The sequence below is a fragment of the Nonomuraea sediminis genome, from assembly GCF_018531495.1.
Lineage (GTDB): Bacteria > Actinomycetota > Actinomycetes > Streptosporangiales > Streptosporangiaceae > Nonomuraea > Nonomuraea sediminis.
In genome coordinates this window covers 1-16520 of record NZ_JAHDTI010000031.1, presented here as the reverse complement: position 1 = coordinate 16520, position 16520 = coordinate 1, and the positions used below count along the sequence as shown (strand labels likewise).

19 protein-coding genes are annotated in these 16520 nt (G+C 68.2%); 11 read left to right on the top strand and 8 right to left on the bottom strand.

The annotated features are described in order from the left end of the window. The first annotated feature begins 134 nt into the window (after positions 1-134). The 10 genes from KIK09_RS56500 (at position 135) to KIK09_RS56455 (ending at position 10731) form a co-directional block, all read left to right on the top strand. Entirely contained in the window at positions 135-3842 is a 3708-nt protein-coding gene (locus tag KIK09_RS56500; RefSeq protein ID WP_214327841.1) for an Mce/MlaD family protein, read from the top strand. Positions 3843-3852: 10 nt separating this feature from the next. Continuing rightward, complete coding sequence (locus KIK09_RS56495) at positions 3853-4113, top strand: hypothetical protein (RefSeq protein WP_214327840.1); 261 nt, start codon at positions 3853-3855, stop codon at positions 4111-4113. After that, complete coding sequence (locus KIK09_RS56490; protein ID WP_214327839.1) at positions 4113-4646, top strand: hypothetical protein; 534 nt, start codon at positions 4113-4115, stop codon at positions 4644-4646. The genes KIK09_RS56495 and KIK09_RS56490 overlap by 1 nt, the downstream gene beginning before the upstream one ends. Before the next feature lies 1 nt (position 4647). Further along, on the top strand, positions 4648-5091 hold the full coding sequence (locus KIK09_RS56485) for a hypothetical protein (protein ID WP_214327838.1): 444 nt from the start codon (positions 4648-4650) through the stop codon (positions 5089-5091). 65 nt (positions 5092-5156) lie between these two features. Continuing rightward, positions 5157-7010, top strand: coding sequence for a phage tail family protein (locus KIK09_RS56480; RefSeq protein ID WP_214327837.1), 1854 nt, complete (start codon positions 5157-5159; stop codon positions 7008-7010). A gap of 12 nt (positions 7011-7022) precedes the next feature. Beyond that, the gene (locus tag KIK09_RS56475; protein WP_214327836.1) at positions 7023-8834 is read left to right on the top strand and encodes a hypothetical protein; all 1812 of its coding nucleotides are present in this window, start codon (positions 7023-7025) and stop codon (positions 8832-8834) included. Beyond that, positions 8831-9121, top strand: coding sequence for a hypothetical protein (locus KIK09_RS56470; protein WP_214327835.1), 291 nt, complete (start codon positions 8831-8833; stop codon positions 9119-9121). The genes KIK09_RS56475 and KIK09_RS56470 overlap by 4 nt, the downstream gene beginning before the upstream one ends. A gap of 77 nt (positions 9122-9198) precedes the next feature. Then, entirely contained in the window at positions 9199-9543 is a 345-nt protein-coding gene (locus tag KIK09_RS56465; RefSeq protein ID WP_214327834.1) for a hypothetical protein, read from the top strand. Between the two features lie 13 nt (positions 9544-9556). Continuing rightward, on the top strand, positions 9557-10336 hold the full coding sequence (locus KIK09_RS56460) for a peptidoglycan recognition protein family protein (protein WP_214327833.1): 780 nt from the start codon (positions 9557-9559) through the stop codon (positions 10334-10336). A 119-nt stretch (positions 10337-10455) separates the two neighbouring features. Beyond that, complete coding sequence (locus KIK09_RS56455; protein ID WP_214327832.1) at positions 10456-10731, top strand: hypothetical protein; 276 nt, start codon at positions 10456-10458, stop codon at positions 10729-10731. 95 nt (positions 10732-10826) lie between these two features. Here the strand turns inward: KIK09_RS56455 and KIK09_RS56450 are convergent, their stop codons facing one another. The 8 genes from KIK09_RS56450 to KIK09_RS56415 form a co-directional block, all read right to left on the bottom strand. After that, complete coding sequence (locus tag KIK09_RS56450; protein ID WP_214327831.1) at positions 10827-11264, bottom strand: DUF6941 family protein; 438 nt, start codon at positions 11262-11264, stop codon at positions 10827-10829. Next, a complete protein-coding gene (locus KIK09_RS56445; protein ID WP_214327830.1) occupies positions 11261-11662 on the bottom strand; it encodes a helix-turn-helix domain-containing protein in 402 nt (133 codons plus the stop codon). The genes KIK09_RS56450 and KIK09_RS56445 overlap by 4 nt, the downstream gene beginning before the upstream one ends. 33 nt (positions 11663-11695) lie before the next feature. Continuing rightward, a complete protein-coding gene (locus KIK09_RS56440; RefSeq protein WP_214327829.1) occupies positions 11696-12058 on the bottom strand; it encodes a type II toxin-antitoxin system RelE/ParE family toxin in 363 nt (120 codons plus the stop codon). A 128-nt stretch (positions 12059-12186) separates the two neighbouring features. Then, positions 12187-13056 carry a DUF2637 domain-containing protein gene (locus tag KIK09_RS56435; RefSeq protein ID WP_214327828.1) on the bottom strand — a complete coding sequence of 290 codons (870 nt, stop codon included), beginning with the start codon at positions 13054-13056 and terminating at the stop codon, positions 12187-12189. A gap of 148 nt (positions 13057-13204) precedes the next feature. Further along, the gene (locus KIK09_RS56430; protein ID WP_214327827.1) at positions 13205-14503 is read right to left on the bottom strand and encodes a glycosyltransferase family 2 protein; all 1299 of its coding nucleotides are present in this window, start codon (positions 14501-14503) and stop codon (positions 13205-13207) included. Next, entirely contained in the window at positions 14484-14645 is a 162-nt protein-coding gene (locus KIK09_RS56425; protein ID WP_214327826.1) for a hypothetical protein, read from the bottom strand. The genes KIK09_RS56430 and KIK09_RS56425 overlap by 20 nt, the downstream gene beginning before the upstream one ends. Before the next feature lie 150 nt (positions 14646-14795). Next, positions 14796-15059, bottom strand: a complete 264-nt coding sequence (locus tag KIK09_RS56420; protein ID WP_214327825.1) for a hypothetical protein — start codon at positions 15057-15059, stop codon at positions 14796-14798. After that, a complete protein-coding gene (locus tag KIK09_RS56415; protein WP_214327824.1) occupies positions 15056-15421 on the bottom strand; it encodes an ATP-binding protein in 366 nt (121 codons plus the stop codon). The genes KIK09_RS56420 and KIK09_RS56415 overlap by 4 nt, the downstream gene beginning before the upstream one ends. An 83-nt stretch (positions 15422-15504) precedes the next feature. Between KIK09_RS56415 and KIK09_RS56410 the strand changes: the two genes are divergently transcribed. After that, complete coding sequence (locus KIK09_RS56410; protein ID WP_214327823.1) at positions 15505-16290, top strand: GntR family transcriptional regulator; 786 nt, start codon at positions 15505-15507, stop codon at positions 16288-16290. Positions 16291-16520: the final 230 nt, after the last annotated feature.

The window sequence follows — 16520 nt, the reverse complement described above, 5'->3', positions numbered from 1 at the left end:
GTCATGTGTGACTCCTGAGATGTAGGAGATGCACGCGTAGGACGCGGCGGCTTGGGCTGCGGTTGGCAGCGTGACACGGAATGCCGTGGATCCGTCTTCGAGTCGAGCCGTTTGCACCCGGGAGGTGATGTGCTGTGGCCGATCGCACCGTCACCACCCGGCTGAAGCTGGCCGTCGACCAGTTCAAGGCCGGCGGCCGCGAGGCCGAGTCGACCCTGACCAAGCTGAACCGCAAGTTCGTCGAGACGGCCGGGTTCGCGCAGGGCTTCCGCAAGAAGCTCGAGGAGGCCACCAAGCGGCTACCCACGATCGAGATCAATGCGAACTCCTCGGCCGCCGAAGTGAAGATGGCGCAGGTCCGCCGCGAGATGGAGGCGCTGGCGGCCAAGAAGATCGGCGTCGACATCGACGCCACGACGGCGCTGGCCGAGATGAAGCGCCTACAGGGCGAGCTGCGGGCACTGGAAGACGGCGCCAGCTTCGAGGTGCGCGCTGGCATCCGCCAGGCCCTGGAGGACCTGGCCGCCGTCGGCGCCGAGGCGCGACGACTGGACGGCCGTGACGTCAAGATCAAGATCGATGCCGACACCAAGTCGGCGCTGATCAACATCGGCAAGGTCGTGGCCGCCACGCAAGCGCTCAGCGTGGCCGCGCCCGCGGCGGCCGGGCTGGTGGCCGCCGGCGGCGCGTTGGAGGGCGCCTTCGCGTCGGCCGCGGCGGGTGCGCTGGCGTTCAAGGCCGCCGCAGTGCCCACCTTCGAGCGGGTGAAGAAGGCCGTCGACTCGGCGGACTTCTCCAAACTGAGCCCGGAGGAATACCGCCTCGCCGAGCAGTGGCAGTCCTTCTCGAATGTCTACCTGGACTGGCAGCGGTCGGTGAATCCGTCAGTCACGCAGGCGTTGGGCGGCGGGCTCGGGCTGATGGGGCAGGCGCTGCCGAAGATCTCGCCGCTGGTGACCGGTACGGCGAGCGCGTTCGTCGGCCTGGAGAAGAACGCCGAGAGGGCGTTGAACGGGCCGTTCTGGACGCAGTTCCTGCAGAACTTGGGCGTGGCGGCACCGCAGGCCGTGACTGGGTTCGGCAACAGCCTGCTCAAGGTCGGAACGGGCGTTGCCGGGGTCATCGACGCCTTCCTGCCGTTCACGCCGAACGTCGTCAACCCCATCGAGCACGCCAGCGAGGCCTTCGCCCGCTGGGGGCAGAACCTGAAGAACTCGCCCGAGTTTCAGCAGTTCCTCGCCTACGTCAAGGAGAACGCTCCCGAGGCGTGGGAGCTGGTGAAGAACCTGGCCAAGGCGCTGGGCAACATCGGCGAAGCGGTCATCCCGCTCGGCGTCGGCAGCATGTCTGGGCTGAGCCTGCTGGCAAAGCTCGTCGCGGGCATGGATCCGGAACACATCCGGCTGATCGCGCTGGCCATCCTCGCCGTCAAGGGCGCCCAGGCCGGGCTGAAGGTCGCCTCCTTCTGGACCGACCTCACCGGCAAGCTCGGCGGGTTGGGCGGCGCGGCCGACACCGCCAAGGGCAAGCTGGGCGGCCTGGCCGGCACGCTGTCCTCGAGCGGTGGCGTGGCCGCGCTGATGGCCGGAGCTGCGATCGCGGTCAACTCCTTCGGCGACGAGCTGGCCGGGCTGAACGTGGACATCGGCCAACTGGCCAAGCAGATGAACGACCTGGCACAGCGTGGCGCCTCGGCGCCGGAAATGCTCACCAGGTTCGGCAGCAACATCAACACCCTGAAGGGCGACGTTGCCTCCAGCGCGGCATGGTTCGCGCCAGTGGTCGGCCAGTTCGAAACCCTGGGCGACACAGTGCGCCGTCTGAACAGCGACAACCCGTTCGCCCAGCTGAGCAACAGCATCACGTCCAGCGTGCAGAGCTTCTACTCGATCGACACGGGCCGGCAGCGGCTGGAGAACTTCGACAAGACCCTGACCCAGATGGTGTCGTCGGGGAACGGCCAGCAGGCAGCCAGCCTGTTCAACGAGCTCGCGAAGCAGGCCGGCCTGTCCGGAGGGAAGGTCGACCAGCTGCGGGCGCTGCTGCCCGGCTACTCGTCCGCCGTGCAGGCCGCTCAGGCCGCCACCGCGCCGACTACAGGCTCGATCAAGGAGATGGGCACGTCGGCCGCGACGGCCGCCGGCAACGTCGACACCCTGCGCGGCGCGATCGGGCAGTTGGTCGGGCTGACGACGAACGCCATGTCGGCGGAGATCAACTACAAGAGGTCGCTCGACGACGCCGCCAAGTCGATCAAGGAGAACGGGCAGGCCACCTCGACTAACACCGAGAAGGGCCGCGCCAACCGCGAGGCGTTGATCGGTCTGGCCCAGTCGGCAAACCAGTACCGCCAGGCGCTCATCGAGCAAGGTACCCCGCTGGCAGAGGTCACGGCGAAGGTCGGCGCCCAGCGAAGCGCGTTCATCGGCCTGGCCGAGAAGATGGGATTCTCCAAGACGCAGGCGAGCAACCTCGCCACGGCGCTCGGGCTCATCCCCGGCAACGTCAAGACCGACGTCAAGACGCCGGGCGGCAAGGAAGCTCTCGATCTGATCCGCGAGTACCAGCGCAAGATCAACGAGCTGAACGGCAAGACGGTCAACGTCTTCGTCAACTCGATCTACAACACCGTCTCTGGCAAGAAGGCGATCGCCAACAAGGTGAAGGCCGCCGGCGGCATCCAGACGACCGCCGGGTACGAGCTGATGGCCACAGGGGGCATCCGCGGCGGCTCGTCGAACGTGCCGCCGCCACCGATGGTCCGTGACCAGCCGACGCTCATCCCTGCCTCGGCCACCATCTTCGGCGAGGCAGGCAAAGAGGCCTACATCCCGTACGCCAGCCAGTACCGCTCCCGCGCCATCAACCTGCTGTCTCAGGTCGCGGCAGACTTCAATCTCGAGGTCTACAGCAAGCGGGCCGAGCAGAAGACGGCCGCCCTGACCGACGCGGTCAACCAGTCCCGGATCGTGATCACCGGCGATATCCGGTCGGCGTCGAACGTGCTGTCCGCCACGCTCGGCTCGGCAGGCACCCTCACGTCGGCGGTGGTCGATGTCGGCAATGTCGGCCAGCAGGTGGTCACCGCGTGGGGCGACGGCACCCAGGCGCTCGACGACTCCGTGGCGGGCCTGTCGGACACGGTCGGTTCCTCGGTGGACGGGCTGTCCGGGGCCATCGACAGCCTGACGGCGGCGGTGGAGTCGCTCGCCTCGGCGATCAGCTCCGCCAAGTCCTCCGCCAGCAAGAGCTCGTCGAGCTCGTCGAAGTCGAAGGGGACGGGCCGCAGCTCCCAAGGGGAGCGGAACGTGCCGAGCCCGCACGGGACTGGACGTGGCTCCCAGGGGGAACGGAGCGTCCCAGCCCCGCGGGGGTCGGGGCGCGGGGCCGCCGGTCAGAACGTGCCCGCCCCGCACAACTTGGGGCGCAGCTCGCAGGGAGAACGCAGCGTCCCCTCTCCTCGAGGGACCGGCCGCGGCTCCCAGGGGGAGCGGAACGTCCCGGCTCCGTCGAAGGACGTGGTCAAGCCTCTGGTGGTGTCGGGGGATCGGGTGGCGCCGCTCGGCGGCAGCAGCGGCAGCTATGTGGCGGTGTCGCAGCCGGCGACCGGGTCATACAACTCGGCTCGGATGTCGGCCCCGAAGGTGGTGGCCGTGGCGGCGCGAGCCCCTGCGACGCAGTCGACGGCCACACCGGCTGGAGGCAGCAGCTACCAGCCGCCAGCCAGCAGCGGGGTGACCGTCAACGTCGACATGTCCGGGTCGGTCGTCCGGGAGGAGCCCGACATCGACAAGATCGGCAAGTCCGTGGGGTTCAACGTCATGGCCCAGGGGCCCGTTTAGGGAGGCGCGCGTGGGTGTGCAGGGGTACAGCGAGGCCGACCTGCGGAAGCTCCGGTCAGTGCAGGCTCGGCCGCGCGGCTGGTCGCACCAGGTGAAACCGGTGGTGCGCGAGTACCGGGACGTGGTGACCGGCCACTGGATCAAGGTCATCAAGGACCAGCACGGCAACCAGCTGCGAATGCGCTGGTCGGGGCAGGACGCCCGCGTCATCCTGCCCCACCTCAACGTCAACCCGTGGACCGGGGTCACGATCAGCAAGGAGTACAGGTAATGGCGGGACGAGTCATGCGGAGGTCGGCCGCGCTGCGGGCCGAGCTCGCCCTGGTCGAGGACCTCGAACCAATCGAGGACGCCCATTTGCAGGCAAAGCAGGCATACGAAGGGGCCAGGGCCAGCGGGGATCCTGAGGCCATCCGGGCTGCCAAGCAGGTAAAGGTGGAGACCGCGAACCGGCTGAACGAGACGCGGGAGTGGCTGCGCCGGGAGGCCGAGATCGTCAAGCTCCAGACCGTCACGATCCCCAAGCTCGAGGGGATCTTGGCTAAGCCGATGCTCGTCAAGCACGGCGACAACGGTGCCGTCGAGGACCGGGAGGCGCGCGCCCAGGTCGAGGCCGCGCTGAAGCTCGCACGCAAGGAGCTGGAGGAAGCCAACGCCACGGCCGTCGTGGTGCGCCGCGAGCTGGAGGCGCTCGGCGCCTTCGTGGTCGGCGACCCAGTGCCGCCGGATCTGCCGCCTGGCAGCGCGGACGTCACCGCGCCCTCCTTGACGGTCAAGCCGCAGACCGGGAAGGCGGTCATCTGACATGGCATCTGGTGTGTACCTGCCGAGCTTCGAAGACATGCTCGAGGCCGTGCTTGCCCTGAATTGGGATGCGGAGACGCACAAGGCGGCGCTCTACAACGCGACGAGGGCCTCGGCCGCCGACTTCAACGCCAACACCGCGTACTCGAGCACGAACGAAATCGTGGGGACGGGCTACACGGCCGCCGGAGTGGTCGTCACCGGTACGGCCTTCTCCCGGCCGGGCGCCGGCGTCTCGAAGTACAGCAGCAACGCGTTCCAGTGGGCGAGCTCGACCCTGTCCGGAGTCCGGTGGATCGACTTCCATGCGCCGTCCGTGACCACGCCGACGAACGACCCGCTCATGTTCGGCATCGACCTGGTCACCGCCTACAACACGAGCGACGGAACGCTGCTCGTCACGCCGCACAGCAACGGCTTGGTGACCTTCGACCTCACCCCGTAGCAGCCCGTTCATCGTCGTCGTCTCGCCGCCCTCGGGGCGGCTTTTCCATGCCCAGGAGGTGAGACGTGGCGATCGCGATCGACGCCGGATCCCCGGCCATCGCCACCAGCGGCGGCACAACGGTCAGCTCTGTTACCACCGGCAGCTTCACGCGGCCCGCCGGTGGGCTGCTCGTGGCCATGGTGATGGCCTACTCGGACACGGAGCCTGCCGTGTCCGGCGGCGGCCTGACCTGGACGAAGCGCGTCGAGCTCGGCCAGGTCGAGATCTGGACTGCGCCGGTCACTGGCTCCGGATCGATGACGGTCACCGTCGACAACCTCACCGGTTCGTTCGGCCGTGCCGTATCCGTCAAGGTCGACGCGGTCACCGGCCAGCACGCCAGCTCGCCCATCGGGGCGAGCGGAAGCGGTAGCAGCACCAACAACACCCTGAACGTCACCGGCTACACCAGCACGGTCGACAACAGCCGCGGCTTCATGGCCGCGCTGGAGGGCGCCGGACTCGGCGTGCCCACGTCGAGCGACACCGGCTTCGGCTGGTCCACGAGCACCGGCGTCACCACCGTGAGCGGCATCGCAGTCCGCAAGTCCGCCAACACGCCGACCGCAGGCACGGCGGTCACCTTCAACGCGGACGCTCCGGGGACCTCGGCAGCCGACTGGGATTGGGTGGCGCTGGAGATCAAACCCGCCAGCCTGGACGCGCCGATCACCACAACCACGGTGGCCGAGGTCACCGCCGTCCCCACGCCCACCGTTCAGGTGTCGGCCTCGCCGACCCCGGCCACCGTCACTGAATCGACCGCGGTGCCGGCGCCGAGCGTGTCGGCCGGGTCGACCGCGCACCCCACCACGGTGCCGGTCACGACCGGAGTACCGGATCCTTCTGTGACGACGCAGACCACCACGGTCGTCACGCCCGGGACCGTCACCGAGACGACCAGCATGCCCGCGCCGCAACTGGTGGCCACCTCGCACGCCGCCCTCAGCAGCATCGACGCCATCGTGCAGATGTACGCGCCAACCCTCACGGCGGACGCGCACGCCGGACTCACGACGATCAGCGTGCTGGCCGACGTGATCGCGCCGTCGGTGACGGTCCCGGTGCTGCCTGGTGACGCGATCTTCCAGCCTGGGCAGATCGAGTGGAACGGCTTCTTGCTGGGAAATGGCACGCCGTACTCCTGGCAGGAACTGCAGGGCTGGATCGACAGTGCGCCGTTCGTCAGCGGCAACGTGGATAGACCCGACAGCAGCGGCTCGTATCCCGGCCAGCCGTACTACGCCGAGCGCGTCATCAACTGGAGCACGCTGATGCAGGCCCGCCCGGAGATGGTCGGCCAGATCGTGCACGACCTGGTGATGGCGACCGGCCCGCACCAGACCGAGGACGAGGGCTGGCTGGTGGTCTGGGACTTCGGAGACACCCAGCCCTGGCTAGTGCGGGCGTTCCTCGGCGACCGGAAACCAGGCTCGATCGACCGCACCGCCGTCCACCTCGGTTTCCTCCGGGGCGGCCTGCAGTGGATCGCCTCCGACCCGCGCCGCTACAACCCGGTCCGGTCCTCGCTGACCATCGCCAAGAACTCGCCCACGGAGATCCTGAACAACGGCAACGACGCCACTCCGGGCGAGATCCGCATCGCGGGCCCATGCACTGGCCCGCAGATCGACAACGTGACGCTGGACCTGGTGATCGCCTTCTCCACCCCGCTGGCCACCGGGCAGACGCTGGTGATCGACGTCAAGGAGGGCACCGCCTCGATCGGTGACACCGACCACGTCAACGACCTCATCGAGGGCTCCACCTCGATCCGGGACTTCGTGTTCGGGCCCGGCGCCAACCAGCTGGAGTTCACCTGCGCCAGCGGCGGCACGGCCGGGATGGACGTGTTCTGGCGCCACGCCGTCAGCTGACAGGGAGGTGGCATGCCGGGAACCGCGCAGCCGCGCAACGCGATCGTCACCGCGGTGAACGGGCCGTTCGACCTGTTCGACGCCCCGCCCAACCTGGCGCCCGGCGACGTCATCATCGCGATCGTCACCTCCCGCGTCTCGCTCGACATCGAGGTCAGCGGCGGCGGGTCATGGTCGGTCCTGGCTGAGCGCGAGGACCAGAACAGCCTGTTCACGCGCGTGTTCGCCCAGCAAGTCGGCACCTCGATCCCGGGCAGCTACGCCGTCGAGCTCGACGGCCAGGGCGTCGTAGCCCTCCTACACGGGCGCGGCGCAACCCTCGCAGGCGTCGTGCTCGCCACTGCCAGCGGGATTTTCACTTCGCCTACCGAGGGCGCCCTGTGCCCGGCGGCTGCTGGCACGGTCGCGGCAATCGAGGCCCGCTATGTCGTGGGCGACGCCGAGGGCTTCTTTGGCACCGACTGGGGACCGCTCGGCTACCCCGCCGAGGACCATGTGTTCGGCAACATCGGCGCCTACCTCGGCGCCCAGACCACCCTGTCCAGCGCGACCCTGCCGAGCAGGAGGGTGACCCCGACCGCGCCGCTCGTCGACGTCTGGCAGGCCTGGACCATCGTGGTTCCGCCCGGCGACTACGTGCCGCCACCGCCGCCGGTGCCCGCCTACGCAGTTAAGGGCCGCGCTCTGTATCGGGTGACCGCGCACGACATGCTCACCGGCGCCTACATCGACGATCTGTACCTGCGCGACTGGACCTACGGTGCGAGGCTCAACGAGCCCGGCCCGCTCACCGGATCCATCCCGATTCCGAACCAGAGAGTGGCTCGCGCGGTCCGCCGGGTCATCCCCAAGGCCAAGAGCGACCTGAGTACCGGGTCAGGCCGCGTCCAGATCCGAGTCTGGCGCGACGGCAAGCTGGCCGGCCGGTACTGGCTGACCGGCCACCGCGTCGCACGCGGCCGCGATGGCAAGATCAGCATCGAGCTGCGCGCCTCCAAGCTGGACTCGTTCTGGTTCTCGCTGCGGATCCGTGTGGCGCTCACCTACACCTCCGACCTGATCGCCAACGTGCGCGCGCTGCTGCAGCACGGCCAGGCCCTCGACGGCGCCAACATCGGCGTGCAGTTCCAGAGCGGAGTTGCCGGCATCTCCAACACCTTGGCCGTCACCAAGGAGGACAACACCACCTACGGGCGGCGCGCGCAGGAAGCCCTGAGAGGGCAGGCCGAGTACTACGTCGCCGACACCGTCGACGAAACCGGAATCCGGTCAACGTGGGTGTGGGGCTCACCGAAGATCGACACGGGTATCGTGCACGTCTTCTCCAGCAGCCCGCATGGCGGCGACATCGCCGAATACGGCGTCGACGTCGACGCGCTACGCGGCGGCACCGACTGGGAGGTACGCGGCGGCACACCGCAAGGCGAGGCCACCACAGATCGGCTGCCGATCTACTCGGCGCCGGTCACCACCCCACACCGCGCCGCCGGCTGGCCACGCATCGACCACGTCGTCGACCACCCCACCCAGTCCCTCGTCCAGGCCGAGCTGGACACCCTCGCCGAGTACTACGCCGAGATGGCCGGCGGCGGCTTGTGGATCAGGTCGGTCACGGTCTTCCTGGCGAAGAAGACCACGCTGTCGCTGAACAGCCTCGGGGATACGTGCCGCTTGATGGTCACCGATGTGTGGCACGAGCGCATCGACGGCGGCGCCGGCCTCGACATCACCGGCCGCATCATCGGCATCGAAATCCGGCCGACCGGCCGCGGCCGCGGCCGTGAAGAAGCCGTGCTCACCCTCGAATCTGTGGAGGTGCCATGACCGACCAGTACGGGGCCAACCTGGAGCGGATCCTCCGGGATTTCGAGCGCAGGCTCCAGAAGCTGGAGACCGAGGCCCGCGTCAAGAAGCGCCTGCAGATCACGTTCCCTAAAGCATCGTCGGTCAGTCGGTTGACCATGACGGTGGGCAGCACGGACAACGCGATCATCGACGTCGGCGGCAGCTTCTCTCAGTCGACCTTGAACGACAACTTCCGCGACTTGGCGGCCAAGATCAACACGATCACGGACGAGCTCAAGATCAGCGGCCAGATGAACGGCCCCTGACCGTGAGGAGACGTACGGCGCGAGGGACACCTGACTGAAAGTTCACCGTGGCCGGAGTCGGCCAGACGGGGGAGTAGATGACCGATCAGCTGCCGCCCACCGATCTCGCCCTGGCCCTCGCCAAGCTCAGCGAGATCACCGCAGTCGGGCTGGCCGAGATCAAGGGGCAGATCGCTCTGCTCCTGCAGCGCGCTGACCACGCCGACTGGCGGGTCGACGAACTCGCCAAGCGGCTCGACGCCGACCGGGGGGCCAACGAGCAGCGTGCCGCGGCGGTCGAGGCCCGGCTCGACGCGGTCGAGCGCGACCAGGTGACGCGCAGCCAGTTGGCCGAGCGCACCCGCCACATCATCGCGATCGTCAGCGTCATCGTCACCGTGGCCGGCGTGGCCATCGCGCTGATCACGCTGCTCCGTACCTGAGGAGAGGAAACCCATGAGGCTGGTGCAGGCCCGCTGGTACCACCACGGCCGGATCGCGCCGATCCGATTGATCGTCATCCACGACATGGAGATGCCGGAGAAGCCGGACACCGCTGAGGCCTGCGCCCGCATGTTCGCCACCACCGGCCGCGAGGCCTCGGCGCACGCCTGCGTCGACAGCAACTCGATCGTCAGGTGCGTGCGTGATCAGGACACCGCTTGGGCTGCGCCCGGTGGCAACGCCGACGGATTGCAGCTGGAGATGGCCGGTTATGCCCGCCAGACCCGGGAGGAGTGGCTGGACGCGTACGGCAAGGCGATGCTCGGCCGGGCCGCCCACCAGGTCGCCGCCTGGTCGCGCGCCTACAAGATCCCCGTCCGGAAGCTGACGCGGGCCGAGCTGCGCGCCGGCGGCCGCGGCATCACGAGTCATGCGGACATCAGCGCCGTCTACCGCCGGTCGGACCACACCGACCCCGGCAACGCGTTCCCGTGGGACGTGCTGCTGCAGCTGGTGCGCGACGAGCTCGGCGGCGATGGCGGCGGCAGCGACGACGTCGACGCGCCCGCCTGGAAGCGGCCGCTGTCCTGGCCCCCCACCACCAAGGGCGACGACGTGCGCGCCTGGCAGCGGCAGATGCGGAAACGCGGCTGGGACCTGGTCGTCGACGGCTGGTACAGCGGCGCCGACGAAGACGTCTGCCGGGCCTACCAGAAGGAGAAGGGCCTCCCGGAGACGGGCGTGGTCGACGAGCGCACCTGGCGCTCGGCCTGGACCGCGCCGATCACATGATCGACCCGCTGGTGAGCCTATACCTGCTGCGCACCAGCCGGGCCCGGACTTGCAAAGACGCTGACCCGGTTCTTGTTTTTCGCCCCGGTTTGAGGGGCGCGTCCCTGAAGGAGGGGCACATGCATCCCGTTCCCAAGACCCCATTCACCATCCGCTACCCCCTGCTCGTACGCGGCGCGGTCGCCCTGGTCCTCATGGGCGTCACCCGCCTTGCCGTCGCGCTCGGCTGGATCCCCAAAGAGTGGGAACTCACCGAGAACGGCGTCGAGCAGCTCCTCGACAGCGCCTACTTCGCGTGGGCCTGGTTCACCTCCCAGCGCAAGGTCACGCCGGTGGCCGACCCCCACGACGACCACGGTCGGCCTCTCGTTGTACAGGGCTACGTCCAGCGGTAGTCCCTGCAGCACACAGCCCCCGCTCCTCCTCCGGGAGGGGCGGGGGCTGCTTTTGTGTGAGGTATTGCCTGCGTGCAGACAACCGTGTGGATGGGCTACGCCTCGGGCCGCACCGCGAATCGCACCGAGGCGACCTCTGCAGCTCCTACTTCCAAGATCCATTCATAGGTATGTCCGGGAGTAAGTGGCAAGGGCGGCAGGGAGATCGCAAAGCAGAGGTTCATCGGGACGTCCTCATCGGATGAGCCGTCCTGCTGGGCTTCCTGAAGCGCCAGGTTGCCATTAAAGCTGATCGCACGCATCTCTCCTTCGTCGACAGGGATCCGGACGTCTTCCCGGTCGTTGTCCACGAGGCGGAGTGTGAACTTGAGCTGTTCCTTGGCCTCATCCCAAGGGATGCGAAGGAACCCGGCGATGGCTCCTGGCGGTACGACGGGCCCGGTCAGAGACCATCCCGCGCCCAGCAAGTTGACCTTGCCGGACGGCTGGTCAGTGCTCGCCGCATCGGCCAGCAGGAGGAAGCCTTCGATCACGGCAGTGCTCGTTTCATCTCCACGTTGGCTGTTCCGTACGTGGTCAGTTGCTCGCCAGGCAGGCCGAAGCCTTCAACCTCTATCCGTGCGGGCGTAGAGGTCGTGCTCGAGGCTCCTCCGGGAGCAGAGACAGTGTGGATGACCTCAACGCCGACGGCCAGCGCGTAGCGGCGGATGGTCGAGAGATGCGGGTCGCCGCCTAGCCGTTCGAAGTCGGAGACTGCGGGCTGGCTACGGCCCATGCGCTCCGCCACCTCTGCCTGAGTGAGGTGGCGTTGCTTGCGAACCGTGACGAGAGTCTCGATGAGCCGCATATCGCGCTCGATCGCGTCGTTCTCGCGCTGAACCTGTGGATCGTCGAGATCGATCCCCAGCAGTTCTGCGACGTGAGGGTCCATCACAGTCCTCGACCTCCTCGTATCGGGTTCACCTTATATTCTCCTCAACCAGTCGGCCAGGCGATCCCGGGCTACATCTATGACCCGATCTTGAGCTCCCTGACTACCTTTCTTGTGAAAGGCCAGGCCCAACAGGACGTGCTCCCCGCTCGGTCCGTATGCGAAGTAGAGGCGATACTCGTTCCCGATGTAGGTCAACCGCGCCTCGAACAGACCTCGCCCCAACGGGCCCGTGTCTCGAGCGAGGGCCCTATTGAACTGGATCCGAGTCAGTAGAGCGCCAAGCTCCTTCTTCGGAGGCCCGTCTCCCAAGACGTCGTTGATCTCTTCGCTGACGACGTTATTCCCGGACGCGGTCACATAGAACTGCCAGGTGGCGTCAGGCTTCTCCTTCACACCACGCTCCACTCCGGGGATCCAGGCCATTCGAGGAGGTCCGAATCTACCGCTGTGGCGGCTGATGCGGGTCCTGTATGGGTGAGGCGCCGCGATCAAACCCGGCGAGTATGTGGGGTACGGCTGGGTCAGCTGGCGATCAGCTCCAGGTACCTCTGTACCTCGGAGGCCTTCGGCTGGCCGACCCCGAGTGCGCTCTTGATCTCGCGCAGTGGTGGCACCTTCTCGAGACGGCCGCCGGGCGCGAACGTCTGCACCGCGCGCAGGTGCAGCGGACTGGGCGCGGGTACGTGCAATTCGACGCCAGTGGGTTCTGGGTGCGACTTGGGCGCGGGCGAGATCTGAGCGGCGTGTTGTGGCTGGTAATCGGCAGGTGCAGCAGGCTGGTCACTGGATGCGGGCTCGTGCTCGGCCGGTGCATCGGTGGCGGCGTGCACCTTGTCGCCGGCGGCGACGGGTACGTCATCAGGTTCACGTACCTGCCCGGGTACGTCATCGGGTTCACGGACCTCTTCGGCCGCCTGGCGGTCGCGGGCGCACTCCGACATCAGGTGCACGAGCGCGCCGAGGGCGACCGGCGGCACCACGCTGACGACGAGGACCAGGCCCACGATGACGTCGTCGAGGTTCAGCACATGGCCCTCGATCAAGTGATAAGCGGCGTTACCGATCACGCCGGCACCGATCGCGATCGCGCTGTGAACGAACGCGTGCCGCCGCGTCTCGGCCGAGTAAGCGCGGTTGGTGGCGATCCGGGCCGCGACCGCGCCATAGGCGTCGATGCACAGCGGCAGGAGCAGCGAGAGGCGGAGGTCCCAGCCGAGCAGGGGCAGCCGCCAGGCGCCGAAGCCGGCCTGCTCGCCGAGGCCCTGCAGGGCGCTGAAGGACAGCACCACCGCGGCGGCCACGACGACGGCCAGGCCGCCGCGCTCGATCGGGTCTGCGCCGACAGTGCGGCGGGTTGGCGCGGCCGCGGCCGCGCTCGTAGAGTCGGACATGTGTTCGATCCTCTGGGGAAGGGGGATCGGGCAGCCTGGGGTCCTTCTGGCGTTGGCTGAGCCGGAAGGGCCCCTTTGTTGTGCGGGCAGCCCGATGACTGAAATCGGGGAGAGTACAGCGCGGCGGACGCGCGGTGTGGGAGGCGCGTCAGGCGAGGGAATCGAGTTCGCGGGTATGCCAGGAGGTCGACCGGACCTCGCGCAGGGCGGCCAGCATCGCAGGCCGGATGCAGATGATCTGCAGGAGCATCAGCCCGGGAACGCCGAGCAGCCACGTTGTCCACCGGGTGGCAGCCGCCAGACGCGGCCTGCGTACGGCGTAGCCCATGCTGGAGACCCAGGACAGGACCAGCCAGTAGCCGAGGGCTTGCCAGCCGAACCCCTGGCCGAGGATCGGGCCGATGACGATCACCCAGAGCAGGCCGATCGGGATGACGATTGAGATGATCAGCGTGTAGGCCGACCAGAGCATCGGCCCGGTGGGCAGGTGCGCGATTTCCCACATGGAGTAGTTCCAGTGCGAGGAGGACCAGCGGACGCGCTGCCGGTACAGCTCGCGCAGGCTGGTGGGCATGTCGGTGTAGACGATCGCCTCGGGCACGCTGACGACCTGGCCGCGCAGGAGCGCGTAGTGCGTCAGGCGGCGATCGTCGCCGGCGGCCGCGCCACCGTCGAGGTAGTCGTCGAGGTTGTCGAGCACCACGTCGGCCCGGTAGACGGCCAACGCGCCCGAGCACGTGGTGAGGCTGCCCATGCGGGAGCGGGCGCTGCGATAGGTCAGGCAGATCGAGGAGATCTCCAGGTCGATCAGCCGCGTCAACCAGCTGGTGGTCCGGTTGCGTGTGAGCGGCAGCCCGGTGGCCGCCATCACCCGTTGGTCGGACATGGCGCGCAGCAGCTCGGCGAGCGCCCGCGGCTCGAGCTCGCAGTCGCTGTCCACGGTCACGACGTACTCGGCCAGCGGCTGCCCGCGGTCACGATGCCAGCGCAGCTCGTACAGGGCGCGGGCCTGCGCCTCCCTCTTGCCGCCGTTCTGCTGGCGGAAGAACTTGATGCGCCGGTCGTAGCGGATCCTGGGCGGCATACGAGTGACGTCCAGGCGCTGCGTCGACCCGTCGTCGACGATGTAGATGCGGTCAGGGACGACCGTGCCCGCCAGAAGTGAGTCGATCGTGCGGAGGACGGCCTCGGCCGACTCCTGGTAGCAGGGGACGATGACCGCGACGCGCCCGTGTGCGACGGGCAGGTGCTCGAACGAGCGGGGCCAGGTCGCCGCGGCCAGGACCACGATCAGCATCACGGTGGGCAGGCTGTGCAGGCCGAATGTCCAGTCGACTTGCACCGGCCCGATCGACAGCCGGTACGTGATGATCCACGCGAGCGCCACCAGCAGCGCGGTCGCGCCCGCGAGGACCACCTGCGCGGACCTAGTCCCGCGTCTGTGCACGCCTGCCCCTCGTCGCCAGGCGGTACAGCCCGATCCCGATCAGGATCGCGCCCACCGCGATGCTGACCACGATCGGCACGCCGATGGTGATCCCGCCCACCGTCAGGGCGGCGCCGGTGAACGGTAACGAGTCCTCGTACATGAGGGGTGTCTCCTTGTTGAGTGGGTTCACGCGCCCGGCCGCAGGAGCTCCTGCGGCCGGGTTTACTGCGGCCTCCTCGCCAGCCCTCCCGGCGAGGAGGCCGCCACGCTCGGCCACCGCGAGCGCCCAGCTGCGCGACGGCCGAGCTGCCTATGGGGTGTTTTTCTGCGACCGGCCGTAGCCGGGGATGCCGCGCCGCAGTTTCTCCAGCCAGGAGTCGGTCTCGGGCTCGTGGAAGCCGAACGTGGTGCCGTATAGGTGCTGCTCCGGGCACTCGATCGGCAGCGCAACCCCCGGCGCCGGCGGCTCCCCGAGCGGGGTGGTCCAGTACTCGTGGTTGGACCTCCGGACGATCGTGTGCTTGCAGAACCGACAGCGAATGGGATCGGCAGGAGGCTTGTCGAGGGCGGTCACTGCGCGCCCGCGCTCTCGGGGATCTCCACCCACGCAACGTGCCCGTCGGCGGTCGAGCTCGCGCCGAAGTCGCGCACCACGCGGCTGACCTCGGCCCAGCCGGGCGCTTCGTAGGCGCCGGTGGCAGGAAGATCGGGGTCACGCACCTCCAGTCGCAAGCCCCCACGCTGAGCGGGGATCACGCTGATCTCGATGCGTCCGTCCTGCGGGGTGTGGCGCACCGCGTTCTTGACCAGGTCGCCGGTCACCTGCACGGCGAGATCGGCAGGGACGTGGGGGTGGTTGGTGGTGACAATCGTGCGAATCCACGCGCGGGCGTCGGCCACAGCCTGTGCCACGCCGGGCAGCGACTGCTGAAACATGGGGACCGCCTCAGCTAATGAGTAAGCTTAACGTTCGCATGAGCAAGCTTGAAGCTAACTCATAAGCCTGTCAAGCTATCCGCGTGAATCAGGAGGAACGGCCCCGATACCTGCGGATCGCCGACGAACTCGCCGCACGGATCGCCAAGGGCGAGCTGCGCGAGGGCGACAAGCTGCCGTCCATCCCGCAGCTGACCCGGGACTACGGCGTCTCGGCCAACACGGCCCAGGCCGTCATCCGCACGCTCGTGTCCGACGGCCTGGCCGTCGCCAAGTCCGGGTCTGGTACCTATGTCCGCAAGCGCGCCCAGGTGCGCCAGCTGGTGCGGAGCTGGAACCGTAACGCCCGCGGCGGTAGCCCGTTCGCCGGCGAGATGGCCACGCAGGGCCGCATCGGTTCGTGGGACTACGACAGCCGTACGGCCCAGGCCCCGGCGGAGGTGCGCGAGCGCCTGGGCCTGGACGAGCCGTCTGGTGATGAACCGGACGTCGTGCGCACTGACTACGTCTTCCGCGGCGACGGTGAGCCGGTCATGCTCTCGACAGCCTGGGAGCCGCTGGCCATCACGCGCGGAACGCCGATCGTTCTGCCCGAGGACGGCCCGCACGCGGGCCAGGGTGTGGTCGAGCGGATGCGGCAGATCGGCATCAACGTCACACACGCGGCCGAAGCCGTCTCGGCGCGTCCTGCAACAGCTGGCGAGGCCCGGCAGCTCGACATCGCCGCCGGCGCCATCCTTCTGACGATCACCAGGACCTACTACGCCGACACCCAGCCGGTCGAGACCGCACACATCCTGATCCCCACTGATCAGTACCAGGTCGTCTATGGCACGTCGATCTGGGACGAGCCGCCGCCGGCTGACTGACCGCTTCGGTAACCGCGAAGCGCTCACCCAAGCGCGTGCTTGGGAAAGGTTTGGGAAAGACGATCTTGATCGAGGGGTATCGAGGCGTACCGAACGGGTGCGAGGCGGAGCGAGGGAGAGCGGCTGACCTGGGCAATCCTTGATCGCCCAGGTCGGCAAAGTGATCTGACCGGGTTCACACCGAAGAGGTCACTGGTTCGATCCCAGTATCGCCCACCAGCTCAGAGGCC

What these genes read in the sequence shown, in the direction of transcription:
- KIK09_RS56490 (WP_214327839.1), top strand. Translation starts at nt 4,113, where the DNA reads ATGGCGGGACGAGTCATGCGGAGGTCGGCCGCGCTGCGGGCCGAGCTC.
- KIK09_RS56485 (WP_214327838.1), top strand. Translation starts at nt 4,648, where the DNA reads ATGGCATCTGGTGTGTACCTGCCGAGCTTCGAAGACATGCTCGAGGCC.
- KIK09_RS56475 (WP_214327836.1), top strand. Translation starts at nt 7,023, where the DNA reads ATGCCGGGAACCGCGCAGCCGCGCAACGCGATCGTCACCGCGGTGAAC.
- KIK09_RS56470 (WP_214327835.1), top strand. Translation starts at nt 8,831, where the DNA reads ATGACCGACCAGTACGGGGCCAACCTGGAGCGGATCCTCCGGGATTTC.
- KIK09_RS56465 (WP_214327834.1), top strand. Translation starts at nt 9,199, where the DNA reads ATGACCGATCAGCTGCCGCCCACCGATCTCGCCCTGGCCCTCGCCAAG.
- KIK09_RS56460 (WP_214327833.1), top strand. Translation starts at nt 9,557, where the DNA reads ATGAGGCTGGTGCAGGCCCGCTGGTACCACCACGGCCGGATCGCGCCG.
- KIK09_RS56455 (WP_214327832.1), top strand. Translation starts at nt 10,456, where the DNA reads ATGCATCCCGTTCCCAAGACCCCATTCACCATCCGCTACCCCCTGCTC.
- KIK09_RS56445 (WP_214327830.1), bottom strand. Translation starts at nt 11,662, where the DNA reads ATGGACCCTCACGTCGCAGAACTGCTGGGGATCGATCTCGACGATCCA.
- KIK09_RS56435 (WP_214327828.1), bottom strand. Translation starts at nt 13,056, where the DNA reads ATGTCCGACTCTACGAGCGCGGCCGCGGCCGCGCCAACCCGCCGCACT.
- KIK09_RS56425 (WP_214327826.1), bottom strand. Translation starts at nt 14,645, where the DNA reads ATGTACGAGGACTCGTTACCGTTCACCGGCGCCGCCCTGACGGTGGGC.
- KIK09_RS56415 (WP_214327824.1), bottom strand. Translation starts at nt 15,421, where the DNA reads ATGTTTCAGCAGTCGCTGCCCGGCGTGGCACAGGCTGTGGCCGACGCC.